Source organism: Streptomyces sp. SCA2-17, from assembly GCF_044336695.1.
In genome coordinates this window covers 6,649,210-6,666,256 of the sequence record NZ_CP117521.1, presented here as the reverse complement: position 1 = coordinate 6,666,256, position 17,047 = coordinate 6,649,210, and the positions used below count along the sequence as shown (strand labels likewise).

General features: G+C 67.3%; 13 protein-coding genes and 1 pseudogene. 11 read left to right on the top strand and 3 right to left on the bottom strand.

Annotated features, from left to right (window positions below; genetic code table 11):
• Positions 1-285 precede the first annotated feature (285 nt).
• From PS271_RS29665 to PS271_RS29635, 7 genes are all read left to right on the top strand, one after another.
• Complete coding sequence (locus tag PS271_RS29665; protein WP_398386144.1) at positions 286-1,035, top strand: tRNA-dependent cyclodipeptide synthase; 750 nt, start codon at positions 286-288, stop codon at positions 1,033-1,035.
• A 2-nt stretch (positions 1,036-1,037) separates the two neighbouring features.
• Entirely contained in the window at positions 1,038-2,009 is a 972-nt protein-coding gene (locus tag PS271_RS29660) for a 2OG-Fe(II) oxygenase family protein (RefSeq protein ID WP_398386142.1), read from the top strand.
• Positions 2,010-2,179: 170 nt separating this feature from the next.
• On the top strand, positions 2,180-2,890 hold the full coding sequence (locus tag PS271_RS29655) for a 2OG-Fe(II) oxygenase family protein (protein WP_398386141.1): 711 nt from the start codon (positions 2,180-2,182) through the stop codon (positions 2,888-2,890).
• 89 nt (positions 2,891-2,979) lie between these two features.
• Positions 2,980-4,488, top strand: a complete 1,509-nt coding sequence (locus tag PS271_RS29650) for a cytochrome P450 (RefSeq protein WP_398386140.1) — start codon at positions 2,980-2,982, stop codon at positions 4,486-4,488.
• A 53-nt stretch (positions 4,489-4,541) separates the two neighbouring features.
• Complete coding sequence (locus PS271_RS29645; protein ID WP_398386139.1) at positions 4,542-5,438, top strand: 2OG-Fe(II) oxygenase family protein; 897 nt, start codon at positions 4,542-4,544, stop codon at positions 5,436-5,438.
• 50 nt (positions 5,439-5,488) lie between these two features.
• Complete coding sequence (locus tag PS271_RS29640; protein WP_398386138.1) at positions 5,489-6,382, top strand: 2OG-Fe(II) oxygenase family protein; 894 nt, start codon at positions 5,489-5,491, stop codon at positions 6,380-6,382.
• Positions 6,383-6,388: 6 nt separating this feature from the next.
• Positions 6,389-7,300 carry a 2OG-Fe(II) oxygenase family protein gene (locus PS271_RS29635; protein WP_398386136.1) on the top strand — a complete coding sequence of 304 codons (912 nt, stop codon included), beginning with the start codon at positions 6,389-6,391 and terminating at the stop codon, positions 7,298-7,300.
• Between the two features lie 93 nt (positions 7,301-7,393).
• Here the strand turns inward: PS271_RS29635 and PS271_RS29630 are convergent, their stop codons facing one another.
• Both PS271_RS29630 and PS271_RS29625 read right to left on the bottom strand, forming a co-directional pair.
• A complete protein-coding gene (locus PS271_RS29630; protein WP_398386135.1) occupies positions 7,394-7,792 on the bottom strand; it encodes a hypothetical protein in 399 nt (132 codons plus the stop codon).
• Between the two features lie 31 nt (positions 7,793-7,823).
• A complete protein-coding gene (locus PS271_RS29625) occupies positions 7,824-7,976 on the bottom strand; it encodes a hypothetical protein (protein WP_398386133.1) in 153 nt (50 codons plus the stop codon).
• Positions 7,977-8,045: 69 nt separating this feature from the next.
• Between PS271_RS29625 and PS271_RS29620 the strand changes: the two are divergent.
• A pseudogene (locus PS271_RS29620) lies at positions 8,046-8,544 on the top strand (IS5 family transposase); the annotation flags it as partial.
• Positions 8,545-8,596: 52 nt separating this feature from the next.
• Here the strand turns inward: PS271_RS29620 and PS271_RS29615 are convergent.
• Positions 8,597-9,034 (bottom strand): hypothetical protein, encoded by a 438-nt coding sequence (locus tag PS271_RS29615; RefSeq protein WP_398386132.1) that lies wholly within the window; start codon positions 9,032-9,034, stop codon positions 8,597-8,599.
• Between the two features lie 1,729 nt (positions 9,035-10,763).
• On the opposite strand from PS271_RS29615, the gene PS271_RS29610 reads away from it, so the two are divergent.
• The 3 genes from PS271_RS29610 to PS271_RS29600 all read left to right on the top strand — a co-directional run bounded on the left by PS271_RS29610 (position 10,764) and on the right by PS271_RS29600 (position 16,964).
• On the top strand, positions 10,764-12,386 hold the full coding sequence (locus PS271_RS29610; RefSeq protein WP_398386130.1) for a hypothetical protein: 1,623 nt from the start codon (positions 10,764-10,766) through the stop codon (positions 12,384-12,386).
• 85 nt (positions 12,387-12,471) lie between these two features.
• Positions 12,472-14,118 (top strand): hypothetical protein, encoded by a 1,647-nt coding sequence (locus PS271_RS29605; protein ID WP_398386129.1) that lies wholly within the window; start codon positions 12,472-12,474, stop codon positions 14,116-14,118.
• Positions 14,119-14,213: 95 nt separating this feature from the next.
• Positions 14,214-16,964, top strand: coding sequence for a DUF6603 domain-containing protein (locus tag PS271_RS29600; protein ID WP_398386128.1), 2,751 nt, complete (start codon positions 14,214-14,216; stop codon positions 16,962-16,964).
• Positions 16,965-17,047: the final 83 nt, after the last annotated feature.

The window sequence follows — 17,047 nt, the reverse complement described above, 5'->3', positions numbered from 1 at the left end:
CCACGTGGCGGCGGCAGAGCGAATACGACCCACTTCGGGCACTCGGCCTTTCGTTCAGAGCCGGTGATTCGGCAGCGCACGCGGGGTCGGGCGGGGGCCCGGCGCGAACCTTTAACCGCCGCATGATCGACTGACTCAAAACCTGCTTTATCGAGCCGCTCGGCCGTCCCTACGGTGGTTTCGCCAGTCACCCAAGGAGCGTCCGTACGGACGTTGCGGGACTCGCTACAGCGTGTCCCCGATACAGCTTCCGCCGCCTGCCCACCCCCGTATCTGGTTGGTGCCATGCCGTCCGAAGTGACATCCCCTCTCACCATTCCGAAGCCGACTTCACCGCCTTCGCGCAGAAGGCGCTACAAAACCGAGACAGCGTTTGTCTCGCCGGCCTCCGACCGTCATTCCTTCGAAGAGCACAGCAACTGCTTCCTCGGTATCAGCCTGGAGAACAGCAACTTCCGCCCGATCAAGGTACGCAGCATGGCCGAGTGGATATCCCGGAGATTCCCACGGTGTACCGTTCTCGTCGGTGACAGCATTCATCGCATCACCCTGGAATCCACCCGCGACCTGTGTCCACCGGATGCCCTGACCGAGGCGCTGCGCCTGGGGCGTGAATTCATCGACGAACAGGCCCATATCTTCGATGATTTCCGGGACCGGACGGACTTCACCTTCGTCAACTGCAGCGAGGTCCAGACCTCGGACGCCTATAAAAGCCATCACCGGGCTCTGCGGGACTACTTCAGTCAGGACGCCGATTTCCGTACATCCGTGGAGTCATTCGGCCGCCGCTACCACAGCAAGCACTCCAACGGCGCCTCGCAGGCGGAACTGGAACGGCGCATCCAGATGTCCTCGGACTACTTCCTCGAAGAGTTCGCCATATTCTGCTGCCTCAAAGAACGCGGCCTGCCAGTCATGCTCTATCCAGGATCGTTCAGCACGCTCTCCGAAATCGCCGCCGGCGAGCACGAGGGAGCGCCAAAAGAACTACGCGAGCTCATCGTGGTGTCCCTTAAACTCCAAGGACGGTGACCGTGTCCGCAGCACGCTCCGCTGACGTGCCCGAGATCCGGCGCGGCCGGATCTACCAGGATGTTTACCGCAAGCGCACCGACACTCAGCCGGTGACTTCCACAGCTGCACTGGAGCGCGCCCGCATCGAAGGCGGCTCTCTCGCCTTCGAGGGGGACGACCAGGCATGGCAAAGGGCCCTGGGTGATGGACTGTTCCTCCTGGCCATTCCACCGGAACTGGACATCCAGGCCGGTGACGCATTCTCCGCCCAGTTCTACCAGGGCGCTTCCTGCCCGCCCTACGGGCGATACCGGGAGCTGACCTCGGAACATTTCAGTGACGCACTACTCGGGTTCCATCAACGGACCAACCAGATCGAACAGTTCCTACTGGAGAGGCGATTCTGGGAGCGTTACTACCCCCGCGAGATCGCCACACTCGGCGAGGGGCTCACCCATCTGTCGCGCCAGGTCATCCACTCGGTTCTCCGCTATGTCGGTATCCCCGAGAAGGACTGGGAACAGGCCACCGGTGGCTGCACTGAGGCGGCCGGTTCGTATCACCTCACCTTCAACCACTACCGGCCCTCCCACGACGCCACCGGCCTCAACTCGCATAAGGACGACGGGTTCCTCACGCTCCTGAGAGCCACTGCGCCCGGGCTCGAAGTCAGCCGCGCCGACCGGTGGGAAGCGGTGGTGCCCGATCCCGGTTTCTTCATCATCAACTTCGGTCTTTCGATGGAGATCCTGACCGCGCACTGCGCTGTTCCGGTGGCAGCGATCATGCACCGGGTGACGCGGCAGACCACGGACCGCTCCACTTTCGGGCACTTCAGCTCCAGCAACTGCGCGCCCGGATGTGATACGGGAATCTACCGCTACCTTCCGGGTATGGGACTGGACCGCATCTGCGGCTCTCGTGAACTCATCGACGAGAACGACTCCGAAATATACGAAGGCACCGTGGACCCAGGAGGGCGAAACCCATGACTCAACGACCCATGGCCCTTGAGCGAGCCCAGGCAACTGCGGAAGGGATTACCTTCGAAAGGGACGAAGGCCTTCCGCGAGCACTACGCGACGGATGCTTTCTACTGAAAATCCCCCAGGACCTCGACCCCACTCCGGGAATCGAACTCTGCCGGCAATTCTACCGGCCGTTGCAGGATGGCACTGAGGAAACCCGGCCCTACCGTGGATTCTGCGACCTGGAGGGTATCTATTTCGACCGGGAGCACTTCCAGACCGAACACCTCCTCATTGACGGCCCGGCCCGCCGGCAGCACCTTCCTCCCGACGTCACGGCCATGACCGAGCGCATGCACGGCCTTGCCGTCCATGTCCTGCGCACCGTCCTCGCCCACCTCGGCGTCCCGGGCCACCTGTGGCCCACCGTCACCGGCAACGCCGTCGGAGGCGGCGGAATCCAGTGGTTCGCCGCCAACCACTACCGCCCCGAGCGCGCCCAACTCGGCTGCGCCCCGCACAAGGACACCGGCTTCGTCACCGTCCTCTACATCGAGCAGGAGGGCCTTGAGGTCCGCGTCGACGACGGCTGGAACCCGGTCGCCCCGGTCCCCGGCTACTTCGTCGTGAACTTCGGCGCGGCCTTCGAACTGCTCACCCAGCCGCTGACCAGCCCCGTCCAGGCAATCCTGCACCGGGTGCAGCACTGCGCTCCCTCCGGCAACGCAGACCGGTTCTCCTTCGCCGCCTTCATCAACCCGCCCTCCGATGGATTGCTCTACCAAGTGCACGCGGACGGCAGGGCGACCGCATCCCGTAGCTCCGAGGAGTTCCTGCGCGAATTCAATGAGAAGACCTGGTCCGACCAGTACGAGGACTTCGGCCTCTCGGGAGCGACCGCATGACCCGCTGTCCCGTCCCATCGCGCGCCGGGAACGACGCGCCGCCCACCACCGGCCGCCAGTCGCTCCAAGCACGATTCCATGCCTGGGGCTTGCGCACATTCGGCCGCTACTGGCTGCCGCGCTACATCGCGGCGCCGTTTCCCGGAGCCTTCGCGCACCACCGCGGCCCGAGCTTGTTCACTGGGCACGCCAAGGCCTTCCACCGGGCGACGGTCGTCCACGGCCTGAGCGCCTCGGCCTACTTCCGCACCTCGGGCATCAGTGCCCGCGCCGAAGCCAACGGCGGAATCTGCACATTCCGTGTGGGGCGGCGCACCGCCCTCTACCAGATCACCAATCTTCCGCTGACGGACGACGACGCGCTGGCTCCCTCCACCGACGCCAACCGTGAGTTGTTCGGTGACTTCATCGGCTCCCAGCCCAACGACCACCCCTGCCGCCCGGTCAAGCGTGCGGCGGTGGAGCGCACCCTGGGGAACGCGGCCTTCATCGGCGGGCTGGAGCCCGCGGTAAGAAAGTACGCGGCGGAGTACTTCCGCAGCACGGCCGGGCGGGAATTGCCGCTCGACGACTTCGCGCTGGGGCTGGTGACTTACGTGGACAGCTTTCTGCCCGGGGTCCTCGACCTCACGCAGAAGCCACTGTCGGACTATCTTTCCTCGCCACGCTACGGGCGGGTGATGCGCGACCTGTTCGAGCTGGCCTCCGACGTGATCAGCAAGATCAACCGGGAAGCAATGCGGGAGGTCGACATGGTCGCCCCCTTCGTCCGCGACCTGCTCGACAGCAACGCCGAGTCCCTGGCCCACGCCCCCGAAACCAACTTGATCCGCCGGCACTTCGCGGTCTGGGGCCTTCCCATCTCGCCCGAAGGCTTCACCCGCCTGACCACGGCCCAGCTCAAGGAACTGGGCACCATCATCGTGGCGACCTACGACACCACCGCCCTCAGCCTCCACTGGGCACTGGCGTACCTGGAGACCTCACCGGAGCACAAGCGCAGCGTCATCGCCGCGGCACACGAGGACGGTGGGCACAAAGGCCCCGGGCCCTCGCTGATCGACCTGGCGGTCCTGGAGGCTGTCCGGCTGGGCGGCAGCAACCCGGCCGCGCTGTGGCGGCGTACGACCCGGCCGTTCACACTGGAGCACCGCGGGCGGGCGGTGACCGTGCCGGCGGGCACCATGCTCTGGCTCGACCGCCGGCAGGCGAACCAGGACCCGCGGATCTTCCCGGTTCCCGAGCGCTTCGACCCCGACAACATCCGCGCGATCTTCAAGTCCGGACGCGAAACGGTGTCGTCGGTCCTCTCCCGCAACCGTTACGAGATCAACTCCTTCAGCATGGTCAACTCCGAGCGAAACCCTCGGAAGTGCCCCGGGCGACTCTTCTCCGTGCGGATGCAATCCATGCTCCTTGCCGAGCTGTACGCACAGTACGAGGTCACGGCGGACGGCATCGACCTGAGCCTCAAGGACCACTCGTCCATGCCGCGCCCCGCACGCCCTGGGACGGTCCTGCTCACCCCGACCCCGTCCGCCGGCCCGGCGCATCCGGCACCTACGGCGCATGCGACATCGAAGGAGGAGACCTCGTGACCGCACCGCGACCCGACTCCGTGACACTCCGGGCACCGGTCATCCTCCCGGCCATGCCCACCGAGCACGAAGCCGCGACGACCTACCCACCCGTCGAACTGGAACGCGCCCGAGTCGTCGGCGAGCGCCTCGTCTTCGACCGGCCCGGCGGCTTCGACCGGGCACTGGCCCAAGGCTTCTTCCTCGTGGCCATCCCCGAGGAGCTCGACACCACCGCCGGCGACCACTTCGCTGCCCACTTCCACGAGCCCCGCCAGGGGGACGGCGGCCCTCTGGAGTCCTTCCGCGGCTACCGGGACACGGATGTGCCCGGCACCTACCAGGGCTATTTCGACCGCGAACACGACCAGTGGGAAAACTTCTACATCGAACAGGCCAACTGGGGGCTCCTGCCGGACGGCGTCGCTCAGCTCGGCCACAAGATGACCGGCCTCGGCGTCACGGTGCTGCACAGCGTGCTCGCCCACCTGGGCCTTCCCGAGCGTGACTGGGCAACGGTGACCGGCGGACTGACCGACTATCGCGGGCACCACCTGCTCGCCTTCAACCATTTCCGGCCCGAAAAGGCGGTGCGCGGCTCGAAGTTCCACCGTGACTCGGGATGGGTGACGGTACTGCGCTCGACCGACCCGGGACTGCTCGCCCTCATCGACGGCACACTCCGGGCGATCAATCCGGAGCCGGGCCACTTCATCGTCAATTTCGGCAGCTCGCTCGAAGTGCTCACCGAGCTCCTGCCACGCCCCGTACGAGCCAACGTCCACGGCGTGGTATCTACCGAACGCGCACCCGGGCAGGCTCACCGCACCTCCTACGTGACGTTCCTCGACTCCGCCCTCGACAGCACCGTGTACCGCTACGAGGACGGTGTGCCGCGCCCCCTTCAGCCGCACTCCGAGTTCGCGATGCAGGAGGTCAACCGCACCTACGACGACGATTCCCGCCTCTGATCCGGCCACCCCCGCCTCAATGCACCCCTTACCCATATGAAAGGTCCCGCATGACGACCACCCCTGCAATCCAGGGTCCGCCCCTGAACCTCCCCATTGCCCAGCTCACCGCCGGCGCGGTGGACTTCATAGCCCCCGACGACTGGGAGCAGGCCCTCCGCCTGGGTGCCTTCCTCCTCCCCGTCCCCGATGACCTCGACGCCGAGCCGGGACTCCGCCTCTGCCGCAATTTCTACCTGGACCCCGACGGGGGCCCCGACGACCGATACCGAGGGCACCGGACACTGGGGCACGTCGCGTCCAAGCTCGGCTACGAAGACCGGCCCGACCAGGTCGAACAACTGCAGATCGAAAGCATCCACTGGGACAAGTACTTCCCCGAGGACGTGGTCGGGCTGCTCCGGCGGATGCGTGAACTCACCCTCAGCGCCCTCAACAGCTGCCTCGTGGCCTCAGGCGTACCGGAGCAGGACTGGGACACCGTTACCGGCGGCGCCCGCCAGGAGACCGGCTGGTGCTACACCACCGTCAACCACTACCGGGCCGGCCTCAGCCGCGACCACGGCATCGTCGAGCACACCGACAGCGGATTCATCACCATGATCTACGCCGACCAGCAGGGCTACGAAATCCTGGACGGCGACCGCTGGCGGCCGGTGGAAGTGCCACCGCGGCACTTCGTGGTGAACCTCGGCGACGCCGCCGAAATCCTCACTACACACCTGCCCCGCCCGGTCGGCGCGGTCTTCCACCGGGTCCCGCCGCGCCCGGCCCCGACGGCGGGCGGCGACCGCTCGTCGTTCACGGTCTACATGGGCCCACGCATGGACATGATGCTGTACCAGTACGGGTCCAACGGCGTGCTCAGCGAGCATCAGGGCTTCCGGGACTACTCCGTGGAGAAGTCGAAGAAGCTCGGCTACGCATTCCACTCCCGCATCTGATCCGCCATGGTCAACGTAAACGGACACTCGTGGCAGAAGGCACGGCTCAGGCCGCAGGACGGAACACTCGTTTTTGACCAGGAGAACGGCGTCGAACGGGCGCTGAAGGACGGGTTCTTCTACGTCCAGCAGCCTCCAGGTATGGAACTGACGGCCGGCGATCGCTTCGCCCGCAGTTTCTACCTGCCCACCGGGCCCGGCGGTGACAACGACCCCTACCGCGGCTTCACACAGTGGACGGCCGAACAGCTGGCCCCACACCAGGGCTACTTCCGACGCGAGGCCGATCAGACCGAGCAGTTCTTCCTGGAAAGCGCCTGGTGGGACACGATCTACCCCCAGGAGCTTGCACAACAGGCTGCCACCATGAGGGACTTCGCTCTCGCCATCCTGCGCGGAGTGCTCAGCTACCTCGACCTGCCCCCAAATCTCTGGGACCGGGCAACCGGCCAGGCCCTCACCCGGCAAGGCACGCACACCCTGACCTTCAATCACTTCCGGCCCGAGGTGAAATCCCGCGGCCTCAATATCCACAAGGACTCCGGATGGGTGACCGTCCTACGTTCCATCGAGCCCGGCCTAGAGGTGGACAGTGGCGGTGAGTGGCGGCCGATCGACCCGGCACCGGGTGAGTTCATCGTCAATTTCGGCTGTGCTATGGAAATCCTCACCCGGAACACGGCCACCCCGGTAGCGGCCGTGGCCCACCGCGTGGTCGAACAGCGCAAGGTCGGTCCCGACCAGCACGACCGCTTCTCGTACGCGCTGTTCGTCGACAGCAGCCTCGACGAGACCGTGGTTCCCGGCCTCTTCCGCTACGAACCGGGAGCCGGCCTGGAACTGGAGGCGAAGTTCGGCACCTTCCTCAACGACATCCTCCACAACACCTACCAGCAGCACACCACCGGCCTGTACTGAATCCGAGCCGAACACGACGTCCCAGGCCGTCCCTGTACGCAGAAACCCCCCTCCGGAGCCGACTGGAGGGGGTTTCTCACCTCTCAGCTACGATCACGGACGCCCCTGCAACGGGGAGGCGGTAGAGACCGTCCTGACCAGGTTGAAGACCTCGCGGGCAGCAGATCGCTTGAGGCATCGGATGGTCTCGCGACGGGTTTTGCCCTCCCGGGTGCGGCGTTCGTAGTACGCCCGGGTGCGCGGGCCGTGGCGCAGCCGGCGACCGGGGTCTGCCACGCCCTGGGCGAGGACCTTCAGGACGTCGCAGTTCACCGCGAGCCCGGCGCGGTCGCGTTCTGGGCGGCCGTGCTCCACCCACTTCAGGTAGGCGGCTTCGACCTCATCCCACAGGCGGCAGGGTCCGTACTGCTCGACCTCGTACTCGGTCTGCCCGGGGAGGTACTCGGCGGTGGCCCAGGAGGTGCGGTCGGCGGTGGGTGCGGCTGAGGTCACCGTCGTCCTAGTGGTGGTAGAAGTCGCGCTGCTATCCCCCTTGGTGGAGCTGGGTGCGGGTGCGCATGAAGGCGGGGTAGCCGACGAAGCGCCCGGTGGCCCGGTCGTCGTGCACGTCGAGGACGGCGAAGCTGTGGCGGGAGATTTCTTCGCCCCACGGGGCGACGATCCGCCCGCCCCGCACCGTCGATGGTCTGCTCGACCCAGGTGTACGGGATGTCCGCGAGGGCCAACGTTGCGAGGGTCCGGTCGTACAGGCCGTCCCGACGAGGGGCTCGGTCGTTCACGCGGCGGTCTCACGACGAAAATTCACCTGGCGAGTGATGGCAGATGCCTTCCGCTGGCCATCGTGGTCACGCCTGGACAGTGGGGTGACGCGCCGCAGTTGATCCCGGTGCTGGACCGTATCCGTGTCCCGCGTCCGGCGGGTGGACACCTGCGGACGCGCCCGGTTCCATGTGCGGCGACAAGGCGTACAGCTCGCGCCGAAACCGCCGTTACCTGCGGCGACGGCAAATCCGGCGCACGATTCCCGAGCGCCGGGACCAGCGGGCCAACCGCCGACGGCGTGGCAGCCAGGGCGGTCGGCCCCGGGGCTTCGACCGGTCACGGTACGCCCGCAGGAACGAAGTCGAGCGGACGGTCAAGCAGCTCAAGACCTTCCGGGCGGTAGCGACCCTTTTGACAAGCGGGCCTATGTCTGTCACGGCAGCGTTGTCGTTGCCGCCCTCCGGCTCTCGCTCCGCTCGTGATGAGATGCTGCCGGCTGTCGGTGCAGTTCAGGGAGGGGCGCGGCGCGGGGGCTCAGAATGTCTGCTCCGTGCGCCAGGTGGCCTGGCTGGTGGGATGGGCCAGGTCGGTGGAGGCCCCGCTGAGGTGGCGGTCCGGGCCGAGGGAGCCGATGTAGCGGCCCCTGGTGCCATCGGACCAGGGGATGACGAAGTAGATGTAGTTGCCGTCAACGAAGCCCTGCTCGATAGTGCCCGTTGCGCTGCTGCCGCTCTTGGCGGCAGTGCCGGTGAGGTTCCCCCCGGCGTCTTGGGTCACGGTGAGCGTGGCGATCAGCAGGTTGCTCTGGTAGATGCTCCAGGTCCCGCCGGCGTTGAAGCCGGGAGCCTTCACGGCCCGCGTGACGGTGGCCGATGCGGATCGCGGGTGGGCGGCGCCTGCGGCGGGAGCCAGGGCGATGCCGCCGAGGCCGACAGCGAGAGCGACGGTGACAGCGGCGAATCTGGTGCGCATGCGGAAACCCTTCGACAGATGTGGGGAGTTGTCCGGCATGGAGTGGACTATGAGCTATGAGCATGACAGGGGCGAATGGCCCCGCGCCAGAGGCCACCCAACCGGGTGACCTCTGTTCCTTTCGACGCCCGTCCGCTGTTCGCCGTCAGCGGTTGACGATCCGCCTATCGTCGCCGAGGCGCACGGCGACTCCGGCGCCCACTGTCCCACGCCAAGCGGACCGATCCACCAATGGGCCAGTCACACGACCTGCCGGACAGCGCCTAGCTGTCCCCGCCGCATGGGGTCGATTCCTTGAGCTCGCCCACCTCGCATGACGGGCGTTCAAAGGTCCGAGCCTCGGACTGGTGTCACACTTCCTGCGACGACAACCGACTTGTCAAACAGAGGGGTTGACAACTGCGACACCGATGCTGCGGAATAGCTCATGTCGTCTCAGGATCCTCCCACTGTCCACCGCCGGACCTTTTGCACCTGAGGCACCGCGCGACAGGGACTCACGTCTTCGTCGGGAACTCTGCCTACCATTGAGGACCCGATCACCTGGCCTGGTCCTGGCTCCTCGCCGGGCTGCCCATAGCGTTCCTGAGCTGCTTGGTGCTGACGTCCTTCGGCTTGGTAGTGGGCGGCGCCTGGCCGCTTGCTGGGCGGGGATAAGGAGGCAGCACCTCGCCCAGGCCACTTCAGCCGGGCTCTCCGGCCCCTCCTCGAGCTGTTGCACCGGATCCACAGGAGGAGAGGGCCCGCCGACTCCGCCTGTACCTCGCGGCATCGCCGGAGCAAGCTGACCGGCCGACACCGAAGCTTCAGGAGCTGCGCGAGAACTCCGACTCCCCCGACGCTGCCACCAACATCGTCAGCGCATTGCAGACCGTTTTCCTAATCCGGCCCGCACCCAGGCGATGCCCGCGTCGGCAACGCAAGTGCAATGCCCATTCCTAGCGGAGGACACAAGTGACAGCGGACGACCCCGGCCACGAGATGCTGTCCTATATGCTACTCGGACCCACTTGCCTGGCCTTGATCTCACTGTTTGTGTTGCGAAAGCAGCCTCAGGGAGTCCAAGAGTCGGCTCGGCTTGCCTACTCTGCGCTGGGTACATTACAGAATCAATCGACCGGTTCGGGCCCATCGACCCCCGCCGGACCATTCGGCGACACCACCGCCCGAAGCCCCGACTCCGGCGCCGCCTCGGTCACGCGCCGGCGACGCAGCGTCACTACGAGGCGTGACACGGCTTTGCCGTCGCCGTGGCGCGGTTCGCCGGCGGGCACGATCAGCTCTCCCGCGCGGCACCGATGGCGTTCCAGGCACTCGGGACATCGCCCAGCGGGAGAAGGGCTGTTGGCGGATCGACCAGCTGCCGTGAGTGCTGCCACATCCCTGCATGCAGAGGAGCCAAGTATTCCGATTCGGCGGTCTCTATGTGCCGGGCCAATTCCAGCCGAAATGCCGAAGTGCCCGGAGGCCGCAAGCGCCTCGGGCCACGCAGTCCAGGCAGGTTGGACTAAGGACCAGAGGCGCTCACCGCGCCCCGCGGGGCCGGCCTTCCTTCCATCTCGCGGCTTGAACGCTACCTACTGCACGGGGACTTACCGCCCTATCGTTGAGCCCCGCCGAGCGGCTGATCATTCCTCTACGGTTGCGCATTTCCGTAGTCCGCCGACCCTCATCGCTTCTCCCGAGGGCAAGCCGCTCGGCTCCGTCACGTCTCAAGGGAGCTGCCGAGGTGCCCACGAACCTGTTCGACGCCTTCTTCACGATCGCCGAGGGTGATAAACGAACCGGGTATGTCACGCAGGGCGGCAAGGTCGTCCGCTACGACTGGAACGCCAAGAAGGCGCTGGACGTCGACGCGACGCCGCTGTCGCGGCGCTGGCCGCGGCTGCCCGAAGCGTTCACGAGCGGGTTCGACGCCACGGTGGCCCCTCAGGCGGACAACCCGTGGACGTGGGTCTTCCGCGGCGAGCAGTGTCTGCGGCTGCATCCCGTCACGGGCGAGATCGCCGAGCTAACCACCATCAGCGCACGCTTCCCCGGCTTGCCGGTCACCTTCACGACCGGCCTTGATGCGGCCCTGCCGGGCCCCGGGGCCAACGAGGTCTATTTCTTCCGCGGTGAGCGGTGCGCACTGTACGACCTGCGGATGCCCGACATGTTGGAGCTCAAGTCGCTCACGGACACCTGGAGCGGACTGGCGCAGAAGGCGCCGGACTTCGTGAACGGCATCGACGGGGCCACCTTCGACCCCGGGACTGGACGGTTCTACCTGTTTCGTGAGGGGGCGTTCACGGAAGGCGTCCTCACCTCGCGTACGGTCGACCAGCCGGCGAAGCCGGTCGACAATGCCACCTGGCAGGGCCTGATTCCGGCGTTCGCCCGGGGCCGGGTCTTCGTCACCTCGGACGGACCAGATCATGACTGCAAGAGCGTCGATCTGGAGACCGGCGACGTCACCCAGTTCGACCTGGGCGTGTCCGGCCCCAGCCGTCTGAACACCAGCCCCGACGGCCGCTTTCTCCACGTACGATCCAGAGACGACTACGGCAGTCGATGGCAATGCTTCGACCTGGCCTCCGGACAGCCTGTCGACACACCCTATGGGATCCTTGACGGCCATCCTCTCATCTTCAGTCACAACGGTTGCCTTGCTCACGTCTACCACCAGCGCAGGGTCCTGAAGACGGTCAGAACCGCCACATGGGAGCCCGTCCAAGCGCAGTCCACCAGCGCGCCCGACCCTGAGCCCCGGGAGAACCCCGGCGCTCCCCCGGAGCCCGGAACATCGGTCCAGCCCTCCTGGTCCTCGATGGCGTTCGGAGCCGACGACCGACTCCTCTACGTGGGCACCAGCGCAGGCGTGCTCGAGGTGGACCTGGACGAGCACTCAACCATCAGGCAGGACTTCCCGCTGCTCGACGCAGGCTCGGTCAAGGACCTCGCCATCTCCCCCGACGGGGCTTTCGCTCATGTCGCCGCGGAGAAAGAGACGCTCCTCCTCAACCTGCACACCGGCGAGGTCGCACTTCGCAGCCCGCTGCCTCCCTGCACCGAGCTGACCCTCACTCCCGACGGGCGGGAACTGTGGTGCCTGCCGGCTGAGGAGAACAGGATGATGATCCTGGTCGCCGACCCCGCCGATCACCGGCTGATCCGCCGCATTCCAGTCGGGGGCCGCACGCCGCGCGCCATCGTGTTCAGCCATTTCGGAACGTACGCCTACGTCGCCACCGGCGATCGGCAGAGTCGTTCGCTCGAGGTCATCGACACCACTACTTACCGTAAAACCCGCTCGATTTGGTTCAACTTTCAATACGGTGCGCCATTCAGCATCGCGTACACCAGCTACTGACCCGGCCCCCGCCAAGGCGCCACGCGTCCGCGATCAAGTGGTTTCTCGACCCAGCCCGCTCCTCCTCACACCCCAGGAGACACCTGTGCCCGCCGCACAGTCCGCCGTTGACGCCTTCTTCACCGTCACGGAAAACGGCAAGGAAACCGGTTTCGTCGTCCAGGGCGGCCGGGCCGCCCGTTTCGACTGGACGACGGGCCGGATAGCGGACGGCGCCCGTCCGCTGGAGCGTCTCTGGCCCGCACTGCCCACCGCGTTCCGGGCCGGCTTCGACGCGGTGCTGGTCACCGACGACCCGTGGACGCTGGTCTTCCGAGGCACACAGTGTCTGCGGCTGAACCCATTAACCGGGGCTGTCGCCGAGGTCAGCACGATCGCCGCCCGGCTGCCCGGACTGCCGCAGCCGTTCCAGCAGCGGATCGACGCGGCCCTGGCGAGCGGCGAGGGACAGAAGGTGTACCTCTTCGCGGGGAACCGGTGCGCCCACTACGACCTGCGGGCCGTGAACCTGGTGGAGGACGTGGCACCGCTGGAGCGGATGTGGCCCGGACTCGCCCAGCACGCGCCGCAGTTCACGGCAGGAATCGACGCCGCCGTACGCCACCCGTCCCAAGGAGGCTTCCACTTCTTCCGAGGTACCGCCTCCACCCGGGGCACGCTCGCCACCCGCACCGTCACGGCCGCCGCTCGGCCCGTCGACGACAGCACCTGGCCCGGGCTCATCCCGACGTTCGCTGCCGGGTTCGTCTACGTGCAGGTGGGCGACAACATCGATGTGATCGACTTGGACAGCGACCAGGTAGTCCGGACGTTGGACATCGACCCGCACAGCGATTCGGCCGCTGCCTTGCAGATGAGCCCGGACGGGCGGTTGTTGTACGTGTGGACCCACACGCAACGTCTATGCGTGGACACCACCACGCGCCGGATCATCGCGGACCTGCCGTTCGGGGGCGGTGATTCCCCGGTCTGCGGAGTCGCGTTCAGCGCCGAGGGGTCCCTCGTGCACGGGGCCACGGAGAACTGGGAGCAGGGCAAGCTCTATCTCGACACCTTCCGGGCCGGCACCACGCAACGCACCCAGCGCGTCGAGCTACGCCCCCAGGACCTGCGCCACGCGCTGACCGCGCAAGCCGACGGCGCTGATGTGAAGGCCACCAGCATCCGGGCCGGCATGGGTCCGGCCGTGGCCTCTCCCGACGGCCGATTCGTGTACCTCGGAGTGGACCTCGACGACCAGGGCGCGGTCGTCGAGGTGGACGTCCAGGCGGGACGCATGCGCCAGGCGTTCCGCATACCCCATGGCGAAGCGCGAACAACCGCCGTCTCACCTGATGGCACCCATCTGCACGCCGCCGGCCGGGAAGGCGTCGTCACCTTCGACGTCCGCAACGGGGCAGTTGTCCGCCAGGGCGTGCTCCCCGGCTGCACGGCACTGGCCCTTTCCCGTGGTGGCGACGCCCTGTACTGCCTGCCTTACGAGGGCAAGGAGGGGCTCCTGATCGCCGATCCGCTCACTCACGCCATCCGGCGCCGCATCCCGGTAGGCGGGTCCGGCGGCCCCGGCAGCCCGCACGCCATCGCCTTCGACTACGCAGGCGCCCTCGCCTACCTCAGCGAGGAGCACTCCCACGCCGTGGTCATAGTCGACACCGAGACGTATGACATGGTCCGTGCCATCCCGACGCGTGACAACAAGCGGCCCTTGAGCATCGCCGCGGGCCCGTACTGACCGCCCGGGCCCTGACCGCCCGCACCGACCTGCGCCACCCGCCCGTACACCAGGACCGGCCCCGACGGGGCCAAGGGGGAACGACCGCCGTGACCATGGCCGAACCAGAGCGCGTCACCCTCCTCCAGATGCTGGAGGAGATCGACTTACCAGGGTTGGAGCTCCCCGACGAGCTCGTCCCGTACCTGGAGAACGTCCACCGGTATGAGGGCCTGCCGGGCCGGGACAAACTGACCACGGCGCAGTTTCCCGGTTACACCGACCAGCCGGGCGGACCGAATCCCGTCGACGCCGTGTTCCTGAAGACGTACCAGCTCGGCCCGGAGAAACTGAGCGCGTTCGTGCTGAGCGTGCGGGTCGGGTTCGACGGCTCCACCCTTCCGCTCGTCGGTGAGGGCATTCCGGAAGGAGCGATCACCTTCCCGCTGCTGCGCGTGCTGAAGGTGTCGAAACAACTGGATACGACCGGGATCGACCGGCTCAACGGTCTGCTCGCCGACTACGGCCTTCCCCAGCCGGTCTTCCCCAGGCCCGGAGCGATGTCCGACAACGTCTGGGAGGACGGCATCACAGCCGTCCTCACCTGGAAGGTCAACGGCGGTGAGATGCCGGCGATCGCCATCCGCTCCGGCAAGGACAAGAAGGAGGATGAGCCGGAGCCGGACAAGGAGATCTCCGTTCCCGGGCTGCCGCTCTCGTACGGGCCGCTGGAGATCGCCGCGCTGAAGCGGGGCCGCGACAAGAAGGTCCTGAGCATATATTTCGTCGGTGAAGTCCGCATCGCCGGCTCGGTGTTCTCCCTGGACGGCCTCGGGCTGGTCATCCCGCTCAAGATGGGAAGGCGGCCCCAGCCGCAGCTGGCCGGTGCCTCGCTCGCGCTGCGTCGCAGTGCGCCGCCGATGGCCATCGACGCGGCGCTGCGCTGGGCGGGCGGCAAGGACGAGGAGATCGCCGGCGGGCTGACGGGGCTGGTCAGGGTGACCACCCCCATGGTGGAGGTCATGGGCATGGGCGCCTTCGCCCGCGCCACGGCCGGGTACAACAGCGTGTTCCTGTACGTGGAGGCGCTGCCGGCGGGCGGGCGGTCGCTGTTCGGGCCACCGCCGTTCACCGTCACCGGACTGTCCGGCGGCTTCGGGTTCAACAGCCGGGTGATCCCACCCGAAATCCACCGGCTGCCCGACTTTCCGCTGATCGGGCGGCTGAACGACGCCCCCGCCCTGCCGGGCGCACCGGCTCCGGAGCCGCCGGATCCGATGGAGATGCTCGACCGGCTCGCCGGGCCGAACGGCTGGGTACGCCCCGAGGAAGGCTCGTACTGGGTCGCTGCGGGTGTGCGGTTCACGTCCTTCCGGTTCATCGAGACGCAAGCGCTCGCGCTCATCGAGTTCGGCAGCCGGCTCAACCTGATGCTGCTGGGCCGTACGTCCGTCAGCCTGCCGAAGAACACCGTCCCCGGGGCCAAGGAGCACGCCCGGCTCAACATCGATCTGCGCTTGGCCTACCTCTCCGACCGTGACCTGCTCGCCCTGGACGTGGCGGTCGGCGAGGGCTCGTACATCTTCGACCCGGCCTGCCGGCTCACCGGCGGCATCGCCGTGTACGTCTGGACGGGCGGCGACAACGGCGGTGACTTCGTCATCAGCCTCGGCGGCTACCACCCCCAGTTCCCGAAGCCGGGCCACTACCCGGTGCCCGCCCGCCTCGGCCTGGAGTGGAACCCGTGCGGCCGGGTTACCGTCCGTGCCACCGGCTACACGGCACTCACCCCGGGCGCGGTGATGTTCGGCGGGGCGCTCGCCGCCCGCTACGAGGCGGGGGCGGTGAGCGCCTGGTTCACGGCCCATCTGGACGCGCTCATCCAGTGGAAGCCGTTCTACCTCGATCTCTCCATGGGGATCTCGATCGGGGTGGCCGCCACTGTCAAGATCCTTTTTATGAAGGTGCGGATCTCCTACGAGCTCGGCATCACCCTGCAACTGTGGACCCCGCCCATGGGCGGCCGGGTCACCGTAAAGGTGTGGTTCCTCTCGCTCTCCTTCGACTTCGGCTCCTCCCGCAAGGGCGCCCCGCCCGTGCCGTGGGGGGAGTTCCAGACGCAACTGCCCGCGCCGGTGCGGACCAAGCCGGAGAAGGGCGCGCTGCTGGACGTCGACCCGGAGGAGACGGCGGCGCGCAATGCGGCGCATGCCCCCTTGCTGGTCTCCCCGGACGGCTTCGTGTTCTCCACCGAGTCCGCGCTGCCCGCCTCCGAGGTGCTGGTCAACGGCAAGGAATACGCCACTGGGAAGCCCGTCGACATCCGGCCGATGCGCAAGAGCGGGGTCACCTCCCAGCACGTGGTGCGCATCCGGCGCGGTGTCCAGGATCCCAAGGACTTCGACCCGAAGGACAACGGCTGGGAGGTCACCGTCCTGCGCCGCGGCCTGCCCCGCTCGCTCTGGGGCAGGCCATCGAACAATCCGGGCGCGGGGATGGACGAGCCGGGCCTGGTCCCCGATCTCATCACCGGGCTGCGCTTCGAGATCCCCAAGCCCGAACTCGTCGAGGGACTGGGGCCGGTCAGCTCCCGCTCCCTCGGCTTCGAACCTCTGAAGAACGGCGTGGTGCCGCTGCGGAGCGCCGATCCCGCCGGGCCCGCCCCGCGCGCCGATGACGACACCATCACCGTGATCGCCGACACGCTTGCCGACCACGACACCGTCACCGCGCGGACCGCCGTGTTCACGGCACTGGGCCGGCTGGGTGTCGGGCCCGGCGAGGGCGCGGACGCCCCGCTGACGGCCTACGCGGACCTGGCCCGGCGCACCATGACCAGCGTCCCCATGGCCGTCGACGCGGCCTGAGTGAGCGGAAGCACGGCGACCCGGACAGTCGGTTGATCATCCCTGCCCCGCCCCTCCCGGGCTCCCGCATGCCCGCTCGACAC

Excerpts from the sequence above, each read along its gene's own strand:
- PS271_RS29665 (WP_398386144.1), top strand. The coding sequence starts at position 286 with ATGCCGTCCGAAGTGACATCCCCTCTCACCATTCCGAAGCCGACTTCA.
- PS271_RS29645 (WP_398386139.1), top strand. The coding sequence starts at position 4,542 with ATGCCCACCGAGCACGAAGCCGCGACGACCTACCCACCCGTCGAACTG.
- PS271_RS29640 (WP_398386138.1), top strand. The coding sequence starts at position 5,489 with ATGACGACCACCCCTGCAATCCAGGGTCCGCCCCTGAACCTCCCCATT.
- PS271_RS29635 (WP_398386136.1), top strand. The coding sequence starts at position 6,389 with ATGGTCAACGTAAACGGACACTCGTGGCAGAAGGCACGGCTCAGGCCG.
- PS271_RS29615 (WP_398386132.1), bottom strand. The coding sequence starts at position 9,034 with ATGCGCACCAGATTCGCCGCTGTCACCGTCGCTCTCGCTGTCGGCCTC.
- PS271_RS29600 (WP_398386128.1), top strand. The coding sequence starts at position 14,214 with ATGGCCGAACCAGAGCGCGTCACCCTCCTCCAGATGCTGGAGGAGATC.